15 protein-coding genes are annotated in these 18,343 nt (G+C 36.1%); 5 read left to right on the top strand and 10 right to left on the bottom strand.

All coding sequences use genetic code 11. The features are described from left to right. Positions 1-42 precede the first annotated feature (42 nt). Complete coding sequence (locus PHO43_RS00240; protein ID WP_288010951.1) at positions 43-798, top strand: transporter substrate-binding domain-containing protein; 756 nt, start codon at positions 43-45, stop codon at positions 796-798. Positions 799-853: 55 nt separating this feature from the next. Here PHO43_RS00240 and PHO43_RS00235 read toward each other — a convergent pair whose 3' ends face one another. Then, positions 854-1,291 (bottom strand): hypothetical protein, encoded by a 438-nt coding sequence (locus tag PHO43_RS00235; RefSeq protein ID WP_045089397.1) that lies wholly within the window; start codon positions 1,289-1,291, stop codon positions 854-856. Between the two features lie 296 nt (positions 1,292-1,587). On the opposite strand from PHO43_RS00235, the gene PHO43_RS00230 reads away from it, so the two are divergent. After that, positions 1,588-2,001 carry a hypothetical protein gene (locus PHO43_RS00230; RefSeq protein WP_045089398.1) on the top strand — a complete coding sequence of 138 codons (414 nt, stop codon included), beginning with the start codon at positions 1,588-1,590 and terminating at the stop codon, positions 1,999-2,001. 5 nt (positions 2,002-2,006) lie between these two features. Here the strand turns inward: PHO43_RS00230 and PHO43_RS00225 are convergent, their stop codons facing one another. The 3 genes from PHO43_RS00225 to PHO43_RS00215 are packed head-to-tail and all read right to left on the bottom strand — an operon-like array spanning position 2,007 to position 5,223. Beyond that, positions 2,007-2,945: a DUF368 domain-containing protein gene (locus PHO43_RS00225; RefSeq protein ID WP_288008722.1), complete on the bottom strand. Its 939-nt coding sequence runs from the start codon at positions 2,943-2,945 to the stop codon at positions 2,007-2,009. Between the two features lie 32 nt (positions 2,946-2,977). After that, positions 2,978-3,667, bottom strand: a complete 690-nt coding sequence (locus PHO43_RS00220) for a YiiX/YebB-like N1pC/P60 family cysteine hydrolase (protein ID WP_052673119.1) — start codon at positions 3,665-3,667, stop codon at positions 2,978-2,980. Between the two features lie 17 nt (positions 3,668-3,684). Beyond that, entirely contained in the window at positions 3,685-5,223 is a 1,539-nt protein-coding gene (locus tag PHO43_RS00215; RefSeq protein WP_045089399.1) for a helicase HerA-like domain-containing protein, read from the bottom strand. Between the two features lie 190 nt (positions 5,224-5,413). On the opposite strand from PHO43_RS00215, the gene PHO43_RS00210 reads away from it, so the two are divergent. Then, positions 5,414-6,070, top strand: coding sequence for a hypothetical protein (locus PHO43_RS00210; protein WP_045089400.1), 657 nt, complete (start codon positions 5,414-5,416; stop codon positions 6,068-6,070). Positions 6,071-6,080: 10 nt separating this feature from the next. Then, positions 6,081-7,382 carry an alpha-L-fucosidase gene (locus tag PHO43_RS00205; protein ID WP_288008724.1) on the top strand — a complete coding sequence of 434 codons (1,302 nt, stop codon included), beginning with the start codon at positions 6,081-6,083 and terminating at the stop codon, positions 7,380-7,382. Between the two features lie 4 nt (positions 7,383-7,386). Here the strand turns inward: PHO43_RS00205 and menA are convergent, their stop codons facing one another. From menA to PHO43_RS00185, 4 genes are all read right to left on the bottom strand, one after another. Further along, a complete protein-coding gene (gene menA, locus PHO43_RS00200) occupies positions 7,387-8,292 on the bottom strand; it encodes a 1,4-dihydroxy-2-naphthoate octaprenyltransferase (RefSeq protein ID WP_288008726.1) in 906 nt (301 codons plus the stop codon). Positions 8,293-8,308: 16 nt separating this feature from the next. Further along, complete coding sequence (gene proS / locus PHO43_RS00195; RefSeq protein WP_288010948.1) at positions 8,309-9,790, bottom strand: proline--tRNA ligase; 1,482 nt, start codon at positions 9,788-9,790, stop codon at positions 8,309-8,311. Positions 9,791-9,890: 100 nt separating this feature from the next. Further along, complete coding sequence (locus PHO43_RS00190; protein WP_288008728.1) at positions 9,891-11,273, bottom strand: MFS transporter; 1,383 nt, start codon at positions 11,271-11,273, stop codon at positions 9,891-9,893. Between the two features lie 55 nt (positions 11,274-11,328). After that, positions 11,329-13,902, bottom strand: a complete 2,574-nt coding sequence (locus tag PHO43_RS00185) for a beta-mannosidase (protein WP_288010946.1) — start codon at positions 13,900-13,902, stop codon at positions 11,329-11,331. 353 nt (positions 13,903-14,255) lie between these two features. On the opposite strand from PHO43_RS00185, the gene PHO43_RS00180 reads away from it, so the two are divergent. Next, positions 14,256-16,457 carry a RelA/SpoT family protein gene (locus PHO43_RS00180; protein WP_288008731.1) on the top strand — a complete coding sequence of 734 codons (2,202 nt, stop codon included), beginning with the start codon at positions 14,256-14,258 and terminating at the stop codon, positions 16,455-16,457. 6 nt (positions 16,458-16,463) lie between these two features. Here the strand turns inward: PHO43_RS00180 and PHO43_RS00175 are convergent, their stop codons facing one another. Next, complete coding sequence (locus PHO43_RS00175; RefSeq protein WP_197272016.1) at positions 16,464-16,898, bottom strand: 2-amino-4-hydroxy-6-hydroxymethyldihydropteridine diphosphokinase; 435 nt, start codon at positions 16,896-16,898, stop codon at positions 16,464-16,466. A 96-nt stretch (positions 16,899-16,994) separates the two neighbouring features. Next, a complete protein-coding gene (locus PHO43_RS00170) occupies positions 16,995-18,137 on the bottom strand; it encodes an iron-containing alcohol dehydrogenase (protein WP_053826474.1) in 1,143 nt (380 codons plus the stop codon). Positions 18,138-18,343 lie beyond the last annotated feature (206 nt).

Genomic DNA, 18,343 nt, shown 5'->3' with positions numbered 1-18,343 from the left:
TTATTATTACTGTTATTACTTATTATTATAATTATAGTAACAGTGATAAGTAATAATACAGATAAGGAGAATAAAATCCGTGATTATAGTGAAATAATTGATTCGGGTGTATTGAATGTAGTCACAGACTATAATACTATTGGTTATTATATATCTGCTGATTCAGTTGCCGGTTTTCAGTATGAAATGCTGAAAGCAATTGAAAATGATTGGGATATAAAAGTTAATATTGTCCTTGAAAATAGTCTGGAAGACAACCTAAATGGGCTTAAACAGCAGAAATATGATCTTATTGCCCGCAATATTGCTGTTAACTCAGAACTTAGAGAATTGTTCTATTTTACAGAGCCTATCACATTAAATAAGCTTGTATTAATTCAACGCAAAGCAGAATATAATGATAGTATTGAACCTATCAGACAACATCTAGATCTTGCAAAAAAGAGCATATATGTTCCTGAAGATTCTCCCTCAATATTGAGACTCAACAATCTGGCACATGAAATTGGAGATACAATTTTCATAATTAAAGATTCAACATATGAGACAGAGCAACTTATCATGATGGTTGCCTCCGGTAATATTGATTTCACAGTGAGTGATGAAAGAACAGCCTTAAGACTCTCTGACGCATTCCCTGAGATAGATATTGAGACTGATATAAGTTTCACTCAATTAGAATCATGGGTAATTAGAAGAGAATCACCAGTTTTATTAGATAGCCTGAACAACTGGTTAATCAGATTTAAAGAGAGCAATAGATTCAAGGATATTTACAAAAAGTACTATTTGAAATAAAAAAGCTGCACAATTGAGAGCAGCTTTTTTTACTTTTTTTAATAAGTAATCATTTTCAACGTCTTCTTCCTGATTCACGTCTGAAAGTTCGATTCTCATCTCTATACTTTTTCCATTGATCTACTTTTTCTTTACCTATAATTTTCTCCAGTTCTGCTTCATTAGCTTTAATTGCCTGCTCTCTAAGTTCTTGCATTTCAGCTCTTCTTGCATCACGTTCTTTTTTCAAATTCTCTCTTTTAGCTCTTTGCTCTATTACTTGAGCCAATCTTTCCTTTTCATTTTTTTCAAGTAATGCTTTTACCTGAGCTTTTTCTGTTTCAGACAGTTTTAATTGTTCTGCCATAATCTCAGCTCGCTTTTCAGGAGTCCATCTGTTTTCAACTCTTTGACGCCTCTCAACTCTCTTAGTAGAATCATTATTGTTCTGAGCAAAAATATTACTGCTCAATATGAATATTCCCACAAATAGTATTAATGCAACTTTTCTCATATTACTTATATTTTAAAAATGATTAATTAAATAAATTCGAAACTATGACACCCATAAGTGATCAAATGTTTAATCAGGATAAATCCATTTAACTTGTTTTTAATGCCTTAAATAGCATATTTACAAATATATAAAGATAGAAACCTTCATTTGGTAGACAAAATCTCCTATTTCGTCTATAAAAAATCTGGGTTTGTCTATTATGACATTATTCAATTAATTTAACAGCTTTTCAGGAAATAATTATATCTTTGTTCTACTTGTCTCACTTATGTAATGAAAAATACTGAATAAAAGTGGATAAAAAATTTAAAGCACATAATGGAATAGAAAACCTATTTTGGACAGCACTTGCTATAGTATTATTGATAGCCATTGTTTTAAAACTTAATGATAGCTCAAATATTTGGGCAAATATTCTATATTTTACTTTCACTATCCTATTTATTTTATCAACTACGATAAAAGAGTATGTTATTACAGACCTCAATTTCATTGAGATTCGTTTTGTTTTGAGATTATTCTCAAAAAATAAAAGAATTCCAGTTGGAGATATTTTAGGAATAAAGAAACAGAAAAAGAACCAGATCAGAATTGACCTGGTAAGAGGATTTGAAATCTTAAGAGTTAGTCCATCAGATATAGACGCAATGATTACTGAGCTTACTGATCGTAATCCCAGAATTAAAGTAATAAAAGAGGTTGAATAAACTACTTAAAAGATTTCCTCTCTTGGATACTTCTCCTCAACTTTACTAAACTGATATGAAAGTAGTGTTCCTAAAATGAAAAGTATCAGGCAAAAGAGTAAAGAACTACCAAAGCTTAATCCAGTTATAGTCAATTGCTCGGTAGTAAAAGCCGGAAACACAACAGTTGGGAATATTGCGAGAGATGAACCCACCACCATACCAAGAATAAAATGATACATTCCTGAGTAATACTTTTTGAAAAGCCATGCCGCTATTTTAGCGAATAACAATATGCAAATCACAAACCCTATAATTAATGGGATGATTACCATAAAATCAAAATCTTTTATTCCAGTTGCCATCTTATCATATAATCCAAAATAGATTAGAAAATTGGAAGGACTCATACCTGGAACAATCAAACCAAGTCCCATCAACAGACCAGAACCAAGCCATACCATAATATTGGGAGTCACCTCTGTCAATTGCTGTCCACCTGCCATCATAAGGGCGAATATAGCAATAGTAGAGATAATCAATATAAACAGATCCGAAGATTTTCTGCCCTGTTTACCTGCAGTTTTATATAGTGAAGGGAATGTACCTGCAACAAATCCAACAAAAAGGCAAACGAATTGTGCTGCATAAATACCGAATGCTTTTTCTACTACAATTGCAAAAAGTACTATTCCTATTGCAGCACCAATAGCAACAGGTAGAAAAAACATAACATTTTTCACAAATTTATTTCTAATATTGGCCAAGAACCTAATAAGCGGATCATATATACCAAAGATAACCGCTAATACACCCCCTGAGAGCCCCGGTAATATAAAACCAATGCCCACTAAAGCACCTTTTAAAAGCCGAATAAACCAGTCAGTGATAGGATTAATATGTTTTACTTCAGTACTATCTACTGATTTCATCTCAATTATCTCTTCGTTCTTTTGCTCAATCATTATTATATTTTAAATTTATCAGTATATGACTATTATTTGAAAAATGTGTGTACTATATCTATCACCGGAAGTTTGGCCATATCCGCAGGATTTGTACCTGGCATTCCTTCAGGTATATCAACATTCAATTTTTTAAAATGTGACTCCCAGAATGGATCCGGTTTTCCAGTTTCCTTATTCTTAAACGACATTTTTAGTGGCTCAATTATATAATTACCCGACGAATCCTTAAATGAGAATCTAACTAGCTCACTACAGTAAAACAGATCATTAGCCTCATCATAATAGTAATCATACTTCTTTCCTAAATGAGCCGATGCATTTTCTATAGCATCAGGTATAGAATATTGCAATTCAGGAATCAGTCTGCCCACAGCTATTAATTTCTTTCCATCAATCTCTGCTGCTTCAGCAAAGAACTCCTTCAGAGTACTTTTTCTTACTCCACCCCTTGTGGTTGCTTCAATTATAAAGATATCATCACCCTCTATAGAAACTATTCCAACATGTGAGTATGGTATTTCATCTTTCATTGAAGTACTCTCCTTAATAGCAGAAGTGAAATCTGAATTACCGGAACCAACAGAAAAGAGTAAATCCCCATTTTTATAATTAAATGACTTATCAGGATTAATGCATCCCCCCAAAATTAAAAACAGAAAGAAAAAAGAGATTATTAAAGTATCTTTTATTATATAGTTTCTGGAAAAATTCAATATCATACAAACATTTTATTTTCTTATCTCTTACCAAACAGTCCTCCAAGCAATCCACGGGTAATGGTTTTACCAATCTCGTAACTTATCTGACGAGTTGTACTTTTGCCTACCTGTTGTAAAAGATCTCCCAAAATACCCTGTTCTTCCTTTCTTTTTCGAGCAGCTGCACGCTGAGCCTTTTCGGCTTCTCTCGCAGCCTTCTCCTGTTCCTTTTGAATACGGATACGCTCTTTTTCTTCAGCAGCTAAACGTCGCTCTTCAGCCAGAAGATCCTGTTTCTTTGAAAGTATTTCATAAGCAGATTCTCTATCTATCAACTGTTCATAAACACCATAAATAAGAGAACTTTTTAATATCTGATCTCTCTCACCCAGAGTGATTGGTCCTATTTGTCCTTGCGGAGGCAGAATATTAGCCCTTTCAACTACTTGAGGTGCACCCTTCTCATCAAGAAAAGATACCAAAGCCTCACCAGTATTAAGTTGAGTAATAACCTCCTCTGTGTTAAAGCCTGGATTAGCCCTGAATGTGTTTGCAGCCACCTTAACAGCCTTCTGATCATTAGGAGTATAAGCCCTTAATGCATGCTGTACCCTGTTACCTAGCTGACCCAGAATTGATTGTGGAATATCTGCGGGATTCTGAGTACAAAAATAAACACCTACACCTTTCGAACGAATTAATCTCACTATCTGTTCCACTTTCTCAAGTAATGAATTAGGCATATCATTAAACAGCAGGTGAGCTTCATCAAAAAAGAAAACAAGTTTAGGTTTCTCAAGATCACCCACTTCCGGAAGTGTTTCGTATAAATCATCAAGTAACCACAATAGAAAAGTGGTGTATACTCTAGGTGATTTCATCAGCTTATCAGCAGCAAGAATATTAATAACACCTTTACCTTGCTCAGTTTGTATAAAGTCAGTTATCTCAAGATCAGGTTCCCCGAAAAACTTATCAGCACCCTCACTCTCAAGTCTCATTAAACCACGCTGAATAGCACCAATACTCGCAGGTGAAATATTGCCATATTTAGTAGTAAATTCGCTTCTGTTATCACCAATGAACTGCAGCATCTTTTGCAGATCCTTAAGATCCAGGATCAAAAGATTATTATCATCAGCAATTTTGAATGCCATTGTAAGTATAGCGCCCTGTGTTTCGTTCAATCCCAATAGTCGTTCCAGCAACAATGGTCCCATCGACGTAACAGTAGTTCTTACCGGATGGCCCTGTTCTCCAAAAACATCCCAGAAACGAACAGGATAAGCCTTATACTCAAAACCTTTTTCTTTTAGATTATAACCATCAACTCTTTTATTAACACTCTCTTTATTACCACCAATTTTAGCTACACCTGAAAGATCGCCTTTCATATCAGCTGCAAAAACAGGTACACCCATCTCACTAAATGTCTCAGACAAAGTCTGTAAAGTGACTGTTTTTCCCGTGCCTGTTGCACCAGTAATTAATCCATGTCGATTTGCCATTTTTGGTATCAGACACACTTCAGCTTTATCATTAATGGCTATGAAAGCGCGTTTGTTGTTGTCAAACATAATGAAAAGAATTTTGGTTTGTTAATGGAACAAAGTTAATTAAATAATTTAAATCATCACCCTGGTTTTTACAGCATGTTAATTCTTTTATTTTTACAAAATTATAGTTTATCTTTACGTAATTTACATATTAGCCCCTAGAGTTACAGGGTAATAATTATGATGTTTTGTAAGTTAACTTTTTACCGATATGAAGCGATCAACCTTATTATTAACACTTGTATTAGTCACTGCATTTTCTGCATACTCACAGAAAGAGATATCCCACTATCTATTTTCTGAATTCATACCAGGAGTAGTTCTTATGAAAGGTGGAACAGAAAACCATGCTTTGTTAAACTATAACCTGGTTACTGAAGAGATGATATTTGATCAGGGAGGACAGCTGTTAGCATTTGCTGATATAACATTAGACAATCTAGACACAGTGTTTATTGATAACAGGAAGTTTATTCTAAACAACAAGAAAAAATTTGTAGAAGTTGTTGAGGAAAGTAACTATAAACTATATATAGAACATAAATGCAGACTGCTTGCACCGGGGAAACCTGCTGGTTATGGTGGTACTACACATACTTCTGCTGTAGATTCCTATTCAAGTTTATATGATGGTGGCATGTGGCATCAATTGAAACTACCTGATGACTATAAGGTAAAACTCTTTAATTTATATTCAATTGATAATGGTTCAGGAATAAAGGAGATTAAGTCGGTCCGTCAATTGAAACGTTTCTATAACAAGTATAAAGATCTATACAACGATTACATAAAAGAAAACAAGTTCGATTTTGACGACTATGAAACCGTCAAAGGGTTAGTTCATTATATTGAGAATAATTCAAAATAAATTAAAACCTATGAAACACTTTATTTCCATACTAATGATGATATACTTAGTATATTCAGGAGCATTAGCTCAAGAGAACTACATACCCACAGCAGAAAATTTAAAAAACAGAGAAGAATTTCAAGATATGAAATTTGGTGTATTTATTCACTGGGGTATCTATAGTATGATGGCAGATGGCGAATGGATAATGAATAATAAAAACCTTAACTACAAAGAGTATGCACTCTTAGCTCAAGGATTTTATCCATCAGCATTCGACGCCGCCAAATGGGTATCAGATGTAAAAGCATCCGGTGCTAAATATATATGCATCACCTCCCGACACCACGATGGCTTTTCAATGTTTGGCACCAAGCAGTCTCCATATAATATTGTAGATGCTACACCATTTAAACGAGATATAATAAAAGAGCTTGCTGAAGAGTGCCATAAACAGGGCATTAAGCTTCACTTTTACTACTCCATACTCGATTGGAGTAGAGATGATTACTTCCCAATAGGCAGATCAGGAAGAGGAGTGGGGCGCACTAATAAAGGTGAGTGGAAAACCTATCACAACTTTATGCTGAATCAATTAACTGAGTTGTTAACAAATTACGGTGAAATAGGAGCAATATGGTTTGATGGCATGTGGGATCAACCAGAAGATTTCGATTGGAAACTGAGAGAGATCTATGATCATATACATTCAATACAGCCAGGGTGTCTTATTATCAACAACCACCACCTGGCACCTATTGAAGGAGAGGATGGCCAGACATTTGAGAAAGATCTCCCAGGTCAGAATCAGTCGGGATATTCATCCACTGCAACTGTTGGCAAACTCCCTCTTGAAACATGTGAAACAATGAATCATACATGGGGATATAGCATTACAGATAAAGATTATAAGTCCGAGAAAGAGCTTATCCATTATTTGGTAAAAGCAGCAGGCAATAACGCCAACCTACTTATGAATGTGGGTCCACGCCCCAATGGTGAATTCCCTGACATCGCAATAGAAAGATATTTAGCAATAGGCCGATGGTTGAATGAGTATGGTGAATCTATCTATGGGACCCGTGGTGGAATTATTGAACCACGTGACTGGGGAGTTACAACGCAAAAAGGGAATAAGATTTATGTTCATATACTAAACCTGGAGGATGATGCACTATATCTGCCAATTCAGGGTAAAATGATAGCCTCAGTTAAACAGTTTATTGATGGCAAGCCAATAAAATTCACCACTTCAGAAAAGGGCATATTGCTTAATCTGAACAGTAAACCTGATGCAATTGATTATGTTCTGGAAATAGATATGAAATGAAAATCTAAAGATTGATACAAATCGAAAATACTACAGCAATTATAAAACCGGAGAGAGCAGTAGGTTTTAAATAAGGGTCAAGTTCTGACCCTTTTTTTCTCTGTATCCCGATCAGAATTTTGAAAAGTGTAAGAAAGAAAATTAAATAAATATATCTATACCATGGAGATGGTTCATATATATTGTTAAAACTCAGGAAACAGAAGAAAGATGCCATAGTTAAAATGGTGTGATACATTTTTGATTTAGGTAATCCCAGTTTTACTGCAACTGTATGTTTGCCTGACGACCTGTCGTTATCCATATCCCTCATATTGTTGATATTAAGTATCATAGTGCTTATGATTCCAATACCTACTGCAGGCAGCACAGGTATGTGGGTAAAATCATGAGTGTGCAGAAAATATGTGCCAATTACAGGTACAGGGCCAAAAAAGAAAAAAGCAAACAGATCGCCCCAGCCTTTGTAACCGTATGCATTTTTCCCCATAGTGTAGAAAAGTGCAGCAAGTATACACAACAGACCTGTTACAAGGAGAATTAATGCATTAGTTCCGTTAATGTAGGGGTAGGCAAGGGAAACTAATACTATCCCAGAAAAAAGACAAATTACAATAAAGATAATTACTGCATATTTCATCTCTCTCACAGAGATTGCTCCACCCTGCAGAGCACGAGTCGGTCCCTCTCTTTTACCCGTTGTATCAGTTCCTTTAAGATAGTCACCCAAATCGTTAGCAAGATTAGCAAGTATCTGAATCGAAACAGCTAATAATAGGGCAAAGATAAAAACAGATATGTTGAACTTACCTTCGTAAATAGATAATCCGCTTCCCAGTATAACAGTTGCAACTGCCAGAAAAAGTGTACGAAGTCTGAAAGCGGATATCCATTGTTTAAAAGTAGCCATGAAATCACCTAAAGATTTAGTATGATCTTGCAAAAATTACCCTTTGCTTAGAAGGTTTACCTGTTACCATACATTTACCAGGTGTTTTGTCTCCTTCCAGAGGTATGCATCTGATAGTTGCCTTTGTTTCGTTTTTAATCAACTCTTCTGTCTCCGGAGTGCCATCCCAGTGACACAACAGGAATCCACCTTTTTCGATTTCTACTTTAAATTCATCGTAACTATCTACTTCACGTGTTTGTGAAATTCTGAAATCAAGTGCTTTTTTGTAAATATTTTCCTGAATTTCCTCCAGCAGCTCCTTGATGTAATTTTCAATACCATCACATGACAGAGTTTCTTTAGTTAAAGTATCCCTTCTTGCCACTTCAATAGTATTATTTTCTAGATCACGTGCACCAATAGCTAAGCGTACAGGCACACCCTTCAATTCATATTCCGAAAACTTCCAACCCGGTTTCTTATTATCTGCATTATCATATTTAACACTTATTCCAAGTGCTTTTAATCTTTGCACGATACCGGCAACCTTTTCATTTACCTGTTGCAGCTGCTCTGCATTTCTGTAGATAGGAACAATAACCACCTGATAAGGTGCAAGCTTAGGAGGCAACACTAATCCGTTATCATCAGAGTGCGACATAATCAAAGCACCAATCAATCTGGTTGAAACTCCCCAAGAAGTTGCCCAGACATACTCAAGCTTTCCTGTTTGATCAGCAAACTGAACATCAAATGCTTTAGCAAAGTTTTGTCCCAGAAAATGTGAAGTACCCGATTGAAGAGCTTTTCCATCCTGCATTAAAGCTTCAATGGTATATGTGTCCAATGCACCGGCAAATCTTTCAGATTCAGACTTAAAGCCTTTTATTACAGGCATTGCCATATATTTCTCAGCAAATTCTGAATAGACATTTATCATACGCTCTGTCTCTTCAACAGCCTCTTCTCTTGTGGCATGTGCAGTGTGTCCTTCTTGCCAGAGAAACTCAGCAGTTCTGAGAAATAATCTAGTCCTCATCTCCCAACGAACAACATTTGCCCATTGATTAATAAGCAGAGGGAGGTCGCGATATGATTGAATCCAGTTTTTATAAGTGCTCCATATAATAGTTTCAGAAGTTGGTCTTACCACTAACTCCTCTTCAAGCTTAGCCTCAGGATCTACGATTACACCGTTGCCATTTGGATCATTTTTTAAACGATAATGTGTTACCACCGCACACTCTTTAGCAAAACCTTCCACATGGTCGGCTTCCCTGCTAAGATATGATTTAGGAATAAACAGCGGGAAATATGCGTTAACGTGACCTGTTTCCTTGAACATATCATCCAGTTGACGCTGCATTTTTTCCCATATAGCATAACCATATGGTTTAATTACCATACATCCTCTTACTGCAGAATTTTCTGCCAGATCAGCTTTTATAACTAAATCCAGATACCACTGTGAAAAATCTTTACTTCTGGGAGTAAGCTCCTTCAATTCTTTTGCCATTACTTCTTAATACTATTTGTAAATGTGGGTGCAAAGATAACACCAAATGAGTAATTTTACTATGAGATTTTATGAATAAATATGAAAAACCTATTTTGTATTATACCCCCTTCTTTACATTTCCCCTGAAATGCGAAAAATATATGCCTGGGACTCCAATAACTGTGAAAATTATAAAGCCCCATCGCATTGCTTTAAGGAATAATTGATCTGATACTGCATCAATAGATTGATCGCCTAAATTAAAAGATATCAGTAATGTAATAATACTCATGCTTATAATCTGACCAAATACTCTCATTGAAGCAGCAAGACCTGATGCCTGTCCATACTGATTACGTTCCACTGAACTCATTATCGTATTCATATTAGGAGATGAGAAAAGAGCAAAACCTAACCCAACCCAAATCAGAATTGTAACAATCAGCCATATAGGAGTAGATGCATTCAAAAAAGCCAGCATGCCCAGTCCCATAGTACACATTGCCATTCCAGTTGTTGCCAGATAGCGAGGTTGAATTTTATCTGATGCTTTGCCAACTAGAGGTGAAAAAATTGCCATCATCAGTGGTTGCGCAAGTATTACAGCACCTGCTTCTTTTGGAGAAAGGCTCAATGTTTTCTGTAAATAAAGACTGATAAAAAAACCAATTGCAAATGTCGAAGTATAGTTAATCAGTGCAGCCATGCTTGAGAATGTAAACAACCTGTTATGGGTAAATAATGATGTGTCAAGCATTGGATATTTTAATTTGCTCTCTGCCCTCCAGAAAATTACCAGTAGTATCAGCGATAACGCCATAAGCACCCAACCTCTGGTTGAGGGAATCTGAGATGATCCATAAACCAAAGCAACTAGTCCCGACATAAACAGGAGTGTACCAGCTATATCTCCTTTTTTGGAATCAGGTATAAAACTCTTATCACTCTTAAGAAAAATAATTGAAACAATTAATGTGAAGATACCTAATATGGCAGCAATACTAAATAGTATACGCCACCCAAACTGTTCCGTTAAGACTCCACCTACAGCAGGTCCCAGTGCCAATCCGATATATACAGCAGAAACTGAAATACCGAGCACCTGACCTCTTTTATTGGCCGGAAAAGAAGAGACTAGTATTGCCTGACCTGTTGTTCCTGAAAAAGCAGCACCTATACCTTGAATAAAACGAGCTGCAATCAACCAGATACCGCTTGGGGCAAAATAACAGGCAGTGGAAGCAATAATGAATAGTACAAGACCAAATTTAAAAATTTTCCTGTTGTCTGACTTATCACCCCAGCTTCCTGCAGGTATCATAAATAAAGCCATACCAAGTATAAAGGATGTTATAATCCAGCTTAGCTCAATTGCCGAAAGTGACAAGCTGCTGCCAATACTGGGTAGTGCAATATTCACTGCAGATACCAGGAATGTACCCATAAATGATGTTATAGCAACAACAGATAATATAGAGAGGTTTGTTTTTTTATCAGCCATAAATAATGAATATTCATACGACATAAACTATATATCGTATGAATATGTTTTCAAATTAATAAGTTTCTCTGACATGCCTGAATGTAACCGGAGTTTTATCTGCACCTTTTAGTTCAGGAGATGTAATTACAATTGTTCTTTCTTCACCCGGCAGCAGATCAATAAAATTGTCACTGAACTGTGCTCCTAAAACGGGGATCTCCACGAAAACATCTTTAGCCAGTTTTTTACTGGATAGTGTAACAACATATTCTCCATCCTTATAAGAAACACTGCTTTCTATTTCGGTCTCAGGCAGATCAAGCTTGTTTGGCCAATAGAAGAAATAATCTTTTGTTGAAATAATGTTTCCTTCACTATCTCTAAGGTAAGCGTGAATCATAGTGTGTGATTTTTCTGATTCACCCACAATATCAGATATTTTGACTGTTTTCACTATTTTACTACTATTTGCTTCTGCATCAACAATATCCTTGAACTCTTGCTTAACACCGTCTGAAAAATCCACTATCTGAACTGTAAGTATCAGATCACTGCGATTTTCAAGATAGTCTGACATGGTATAAAAATTCAGATTACCATCTTTATTCTCTATACCCAAAGCAAGAGGAGCAAAAACATCTCTCATGCGGTAATGTTGCGCCTTCCAATTGTTGTAGTAGTCGATGCTCGACCATGACACAACGGGCCAGCTATCATTTATTTGCCAGTATAATGCACCCATACAGTATGGTCTTCCTCTTCGCATTGCCTCAACTGACTCCTCCATTCCATTTCCCTGCATTACCAATCCTATATAAACAAAATCCTCAAAATTTTTAGGTTCATGATAATACATGTCCATGTACTTCTTTATTAAAGAGTTTCCTGTAGATGCTTTCTGGTGAATAGTCATTACTTCACTCTCCAGAGACCACTGGTCAGGTTTCGCAAATGTCTTAATTGTTTTCATTTCAGGGAATGACTGAAATCCAAATTCACTTGCAAAACGAGGTAAACGGTCAGCCATTGCTTCAAAAGGAAGTTCACCATACCACAATCCCCAGTCATGCACATCACCCGTATTGAAAAGATCTGGTCTTCCCCAGTTTGCAACGTCTGGTGAGCCATGAACGTAATCACGTGTGCCGTCATACTCACTCACAAGTGATGGTAATAGTTCACGGAATGTAAGGTCATATCCTTTAAACCATCCATCCATAATCTCTTTAGGAACAGTTTTTCCCCATCCCCAGAAATTCAGACCTTCCCACACTTCATTGTTTCCACACCAATATGCCAGTGAGGGGTGATTTCTCAGTCTTTTTATATTATATATGGCCTCCTCTCTCACATTAGCAAGGAAGTTATCATCAGAAGGGTAGGCTACACATCCAAAAATGAAATCCTGCCATACCAGAATGCCTCTTTCGTCTGCCTGACGATAAAACTCTTCATTCTCATAAATACCACCTCCCCAAACGCGTACAAAGTTCATATTTGCACCTGCAAGGTTATCAAAAAATCTCTCATAATACTCCTCATCCTGTTGAGTAGTAAGTATCTCTCCCGGGATGTAATTTGAGCCCTTAGCGAATATGGGTATACCGTTTACTTCAAAGTAGTAAGATTTACCATGCTCATCCTCTTCAAAGATATGCCTGATAGATCTCAATCCTGTTCTTACAGTCTTTTCAGCAATAACCTCATTATCGACAATCAGTTTAACTTTGAAATCATACATATTTTGATCACCCCAGTTAACAGGCATCCAGAGTTTAGGGTTATTAATCTTCAAAGGAATTGAGAAATTGTTCCATCCCGGCATTAATCCTACCTGTTCCTCGATAAAATTAATGTTGTCGTCAACACTGTATTCTATTGATAATGTTGCCTCTATCTGTTTTTCATTATATGAGAAAAGCTCAACCTGATGCTCTGTTTCAGCCAATTCACTATCAATAGATACCTGTTTTACATAATAATCCTCGATACTTGCACTGTTATATAAATGTAGAGAAACAGGCTTCCATATACCCATTTGCACAATTCTGATTCCCCAGTCCCATCCAAAATGATAAGGTGCTTTGCGATTATACACACTAAGCTTCTCATCTCTGTGGTCGTTACCTGCCGGATACTCATAACCAAATGACTCACGTGCGGGCATCATACGTTCAATCGGAGAATAGAACCTGATATATAGTTTATTTTCTCCTTCGCGTAACATGTTTTTAACAGATACTTTATGGCCAATAAACATATTTTCAGTTTGAAGTATTCTGGAACCATTTAAAAAAACATCAGCGTGAGTATCTAATCCTTCAAAAAATATTACAGCATCGTCATACTGCAACTGCTCTGCAGTAACTACGAAAGTTTTTCTGAAATCCCAGTTTTTATCCTCAACCCATTGTATCAGCTTCTCATTTGTGCCATAATAAGGATCGGGCAAAACGCCAAGACGTATCAAGTCACGTTGCACAGACCCAGGTACTTCCGCATCGTACCACGAAACATTTTCTTTGTTTTGGTTTGTATCTGCAACCTGAGAAAATTGCCAGCCCTCATTTAACTGTAGCACTTCACTTTGCTGTGCCATTAACAGTGTAGGGATAGTAAATAGTAGTAGAATAATTATTTTACGCATGCTTTAATATGTTTAATTCGTTTATGATCTATTTTTTATTTTTCCATTTCTGCTAATAAGATGATTTTAAGTATAGTATCATTTGTACTTTATAGGTGTTTCGCTCTTACCCGGTTCTTACCTTCCTAATATTTTAATGAGGAGGGTAAGAACCGGGTAAGGAGAAGGTAAGAGCTATATATGTACTAAGTATGGACTCTGTTTGCCCAATAACTTATCTAAAATCATATTAATTACCGCTTTTATAAATATTAAATCATTAATTTTGCTATGCAGTATTTATTTATATTTTAAAGTTAATTCATTTTTCGGATAGAATAAAGTAAGTAGAGATTATTTTTAGGAAATGGGGTATGACCGAAATTCAGGAAAAAGATAAAATTGAGTTTTTAGTTCATTACAAAAAGATATATTCAGTACTTCGTGATGAATGGAGCATTGAGAGAATCGGACTGCTCAAACAGATACTATTGAACTATTTGCAGTCATGTGATGATACAACTCAGGATAATGTCAAGAATGAACTTTGGGCTGATATCAGAACTACAATAGTGGCAATTGATGAGATCGGTCTGAAGCAATCCTCTGTATGTGCCATTTTACTTATTCATCCTGTTTCAAATGGGAGTTACTCTGTTGAGAGAGCTAGATCAGATTTTGGTGAAGATACCTCTGTAATACTTAATGGACTTCTTAAAATCAGTGAGTTTAGTGACAAGAAATCTGCCGTTGAGTCAGAAAATTATATTAAACTGCTGCTTTCTATAGCAGAAGATATAAGGGTGGTATTTATAATGATTGCTCAGCACCTAAGAATGATGAGGGAGGCAAAATCGGCCACAAGTTCTGAGAGGCTGGATCTGTCTGTAGAATCAACTTATCTCTATGCACCGCTTGCCCACAGGTTGGGTTTTTATACCATTAAGTCTGAACTTGAGGATCTATCATTGAAATATACCGACAGGGAAACTTACGATTTTATAGCCGGTAAACTAAATGAAACAAAGCGTTCCAGAGAAAAATATATTGCAGAGTTTATTGAGCCGGTGAAGCAGCGACTAAACAACACTGGTTTTAAGTATGATATTAAGGGGCGTACAAAGTCTATCAACTCGATATATAACAAACTTAAAAAGCAGAAGATTGAATTCGAAAATATTTATGACCTTTTTGCAATTCGTGTAATTCTGGATGCACCTTTAGAGCAGGAAAAAGCGCAATGCTGGCAGGTTTACTCCATAATTACTGATATGTATCAACCCAATCCGAAGAGATTAAAAGATTGGTTGTCAATACCTAAAAGCAATGGTTATGAGTCACTGCATATAACTGTAATGGGCCCGGGTTCGAAATGGGTTGAGGTGCAGATACGAACAAAAAGAATGGATGAGATTGCTGAACGAGGTTTAGCAGCTCACTGGAAATATAAAGGATTAAAGAGTGAATCAGGTCTTGATGAATGGCTCAAGTCTCTTAGAGAGTCGCTGGATGACAAGGAAACCAACCTGACACAGAAGTTGTCTGATTTTAAGCTTGACCTTTATGATGAAGAGATTTTTGTATTCACACCAAAAGGTGATCTTTTTAAATTGCCTAAAGGTGCAACAGTTCTTGATTTTGCATTCTCAATACATTCAAAATTAGGTGCTACCTGCATGTCGGGTAGAGTTAACGGTAAAAATGTTCCTATTAAACATGTTCTAAAAAGTGGTGATCAGGTTGAGATCAACACCTCCTCGCATCAAACCCCTAAACAGGATTGGCTTAATAGTGTTGTAACATCCAAAGCCAAGACAAAAATTCGCCAGTTACTAAAAGAGGAGGCTGGTAAACAGGTTGATATTGCAAAGGAGACCCTTTTGCGAAGGATGAAAAACCGCAAGATTGATCTGGATGATTCTCATCTAATGCAATTGATTAAAAAGCTTAAATACAAGACTGTTACAGATTTTTATGTTGATATTGCAAATGGAAAGAATGATATAAACTGGGTAATTGACCGTTATCTTGAGATAGAAAGCAGGAGTAATGAAATCAGAGAATCACACTCAACAGTAAGTGCTGAAGAGTTTACATTAAAAACCCCGGGTATTGAGAATACAAGTGCAGATGAACTGATAATAGATCAGAATCTTACGGGGATCGATTATAAACTTGCTAAATGTTGTAATCCTATTTATGGTGATGAGATATTTGGTTTTGTTTCATCACAGGGGATAAAAATACATAGATTCAGTTGTCCTAATGCGCAAGATCTTTTCTCACGCTATGGATACAGAATATTAAAAGCCCGCTGGTCAGGCAAAACAGGCTCTTCCAATTACACTATTATACTTAGAGTAATCGGAAACGACCAGATTAATATTGTAGCTAACCTAATGTCTATAATATCAAAAGAGGAAGGCATCCAGATGAGGTCAATTTCAATTGACTCAAATGATGGTCTATTCCAGGGTAACATCGCTGTTATGCTTGCCAATACCTCGATGTTGGAACAACTGATTAAAAAACTAAAAGCAGTAAAAGGTGTTAAATCAATTACCAGGCTAAATTAATAAATTCTATATATCAGATTCTTCCAATGAATCAAGTTCATCAGGCGATGTTGTTTGGTTAGTCGGCTCAGGTATCACAAAAATGGCCAATAGTTGCTGAATATACTCCTTCTCAAAATCCTGTGGTCTTAGTATCTCTTCACCATACTTCAGAAGATCGATATCTATAACTACCTTGCCCTGATATTTATCTTTAGGGGTACGTCCAACAGCTCTTTCTGTCTGCTTAATCTTTTCTATTATCTCTTCCTGTGAGAGATCTGTTTCAAAACTTGCCAGAATATTTCGGAACAGATATTTAAAACTATCATCTTCAGGTTCAGATAAAATTGGTTCACTGAAAATGATTCCTGGAAATAGATAAGAAAGCATTCGTTTAGCTTTATCTATATTTGTTTTCGCAAATGTGTTGGAACCTATACTAAGTAAAATTGTGCTCATACTGATAAATTGAAACACAAACATACAAAAAAAAAGGTATTTATTAAAGTCGCAATGGGAAATCAGTTGTCTGTTAGTCCTAATAAACATTAATGACTAAATGCATTTTCGTAAGATTTCTCTTGCAACATCACCTGTAACATTACGGTTTTCACCATATGCTACTCCACGATCATTAAAGCGACGAGCTATTGTTTCAATAGTATCTTCGCCTACGTTTTCCTCTGAGAGCCTTGTTGTTAGACCAAGCGAACGGTAAAACTCTTCAGTCTTCTCAATTGCTTTATTCACTCTATCCTCTTCAGTGCCTTCAGTGATATTGAATATACGCTCACCATACTGAAGAAGTTTATCATGTTTCTGCACTTTCAGTTCTCTCAATGTACCGGGCATAACTATTGCTAATGAATGCCCATGTGTGATTCCATGCAATGCGGTTAATTCGTGGCCAATCTGATGAGTAGCCCAATCCTGTGAAATGCCCATTCTTATGAAATCGTTAAGAGCGAGAGTGGCCGATAGCATATAGTCAGCCATCAGTTCATAATCATTAGGAGATTCTTTTATTTTTGGAGCAATTTCAATAATTGACAAAAGTAAGCCTTCGGCCCACCTGTCCATGATTCTTGATTGACCTGTGGTTGTCATATACTGTTCAAGTACATGTGTATAAGCATCAGCAAGTCCACAAGCTATCTGATGGTCTGATAATGAATAGGTTACTTCAGGATCAAGAATAGAGAATTGGGGATAATCACCACCAAAAGAAAATTTTTCATGTGTCTCTTCTCTTGTGATTACAGCCCCTCCATTCATCTCAGATCCGGTAGCCGGCACAGTCATTACCGAAGCGAATGGAATCTGATTCTCTGCTACTCCACTTAATACAATCTCCCATGCATCTTTATCAGAAACTATTCCGGCAGCAATCAGTTTAGTTCCATCCAAAACTGAACCTCCACCTACTGCAAGTATATAATTTATCTCTTTTACTTTTCCAAGTGCAATAGCTCTTCTGAGCGTTTCTACTCGAGGGTTGGGCTCAATACCCCAGAATTCTGTATAACTTCTTCCTTTTAGAGCTTTTTTTACTTGATCATAAACTCCATTCTTGGTAACACTACCACCACCGTATGTTATTAAAAGATTTACATCAAGTGGTATCAGCTCTGAAAGCTTTTCTATCTGCCCCTTTCCAAAAACCAGTTTTGTAGGGTTCTGAAAAATAAAGTTTTTCATAAAATTCAAATTGTTTTTGGCATCAGTAAATTTCTATTAGATAAACGATTTTACGTCATTCTTGTTCGATATATCTAAATAATAGATTAAACAGGATTAAAATACGCATCAATTTTTATATAAACGTAGCAAATAATTTTGTAATTTTATGAGTGAGAAACATTTGTTTGTTTATTATAACTAAACTTTAACAGTTTGGTTTTTGT

Source organism: Lascolabacillus sp., from assembly GCF_028696275.1.
GTDB lineage: Bacteria > Bacteroidota > Bacteroidia > Bacteroidales > Dysgonomonadaceae > Proteiniphilum > Proteiniphilum massiliensis.
The sequence above is the reverse complement of the archived record's forward strand: the minus strand, read 5'-3'. Positions and strand labels throughout refer to the sequence as shown.

What these genes read in the sequence shown, in the direction of transcription:
- PHO43_RS00175 (WP_197272016.1), bottom strand. Translation starts at nt 16,898, where the DNA reads ATGAGCACAATTTTACTTAGTATAGGTTCCAACACATTTGCGAAAACA.
- PHO43_RS00235 (WP_045089397.1), bottom strand. Translation starts at nt 1,291, where the DNA reads ATGAGAAAAGTTGCATTAATACTATTTGTGGGAATATTCATATTGAGC.
- PHO43_RS00180 (WP_288008731.1), top strand. Translation starts at nt 14,256, where the DNA reads ATGACCGAAATTCAGGAAAAAGATAAAATTGAGTTTTTAGTTCATTAC.
- proS (WP_288010948.1), bottom strand. Translation starts at nt 9,790, where the DNA reads ATGGCAAAAGAATTGAAGGAGCTTACTCCCAGAAGTAAAGATTTTTCA.
- PHO43_RS00205 (WP_288008724.1), top strand. Translation starts at nt 6,081, where the DNA reads ATGAAACACTTTATTTCCATACTAATGATGATATACTTAGTATATTCA.
- PHO43_RS00215 (WP_045089399.1), bottom strand. Translation starts at nt 5,223, where the DNA reads ATGTTTGACAACAACAAACGCGCTTTCATAGCCATTAATGATAAAGCT.
- PHO43_RS00190 (WP_288008728.1), bottom strand. Translation starts at nt 11,273, where the DNA reads ATGGCTGATAAAAAAACAAACCTCTCTATATTATCTGTTGTTGCTATA.
- PHO43_RS00170 (WP_053826474.1), bottom strand. Translation starts at nt 18,137, where the DNA reads ATGAAAAACTTTATTTTTCAGAACCCTACAAAACTGGTTTTTGGAAAG.
- PHO43_RS00220 (WP_052673119.1), bottom strand. Translation starts at nt 3,667, where the DNA reads ATGATATTGAATTTTTCCAGAAACTATATAATAAAAGATACTTTAATA.
- menA (WP_288008726.1), bottom strand. Translation starts at nt 8,292, where the DNA reads ATGGCTACTTTTAAACAATGGATATCCGCTTTCAGACTTCGTACACTT.
- PHO43_RS00210 (WP_045089400.1), top strand. Translation starts at nt 5,414, where the DNA reads ATGAAGCGATCAACCTTATTATTAACACTTGTATTAGTCACTGCATTT.
- PHO43_RS00185 (WP_288010946.1), bottom strand. Translation starts at nt 13,902, where the DNA reads ATGCGTAAAATAATTATTCTACTACTATTTACTATCCCTACACTGTTA.
- PHO43_RS00225 (WP_288008722.1), bottom strand. Translation starts at nt 2,945, where the DNA reads ATGATTGAGCAAAAGAACGAAGAGATAATTGAGATGAAATCAGTAGAT.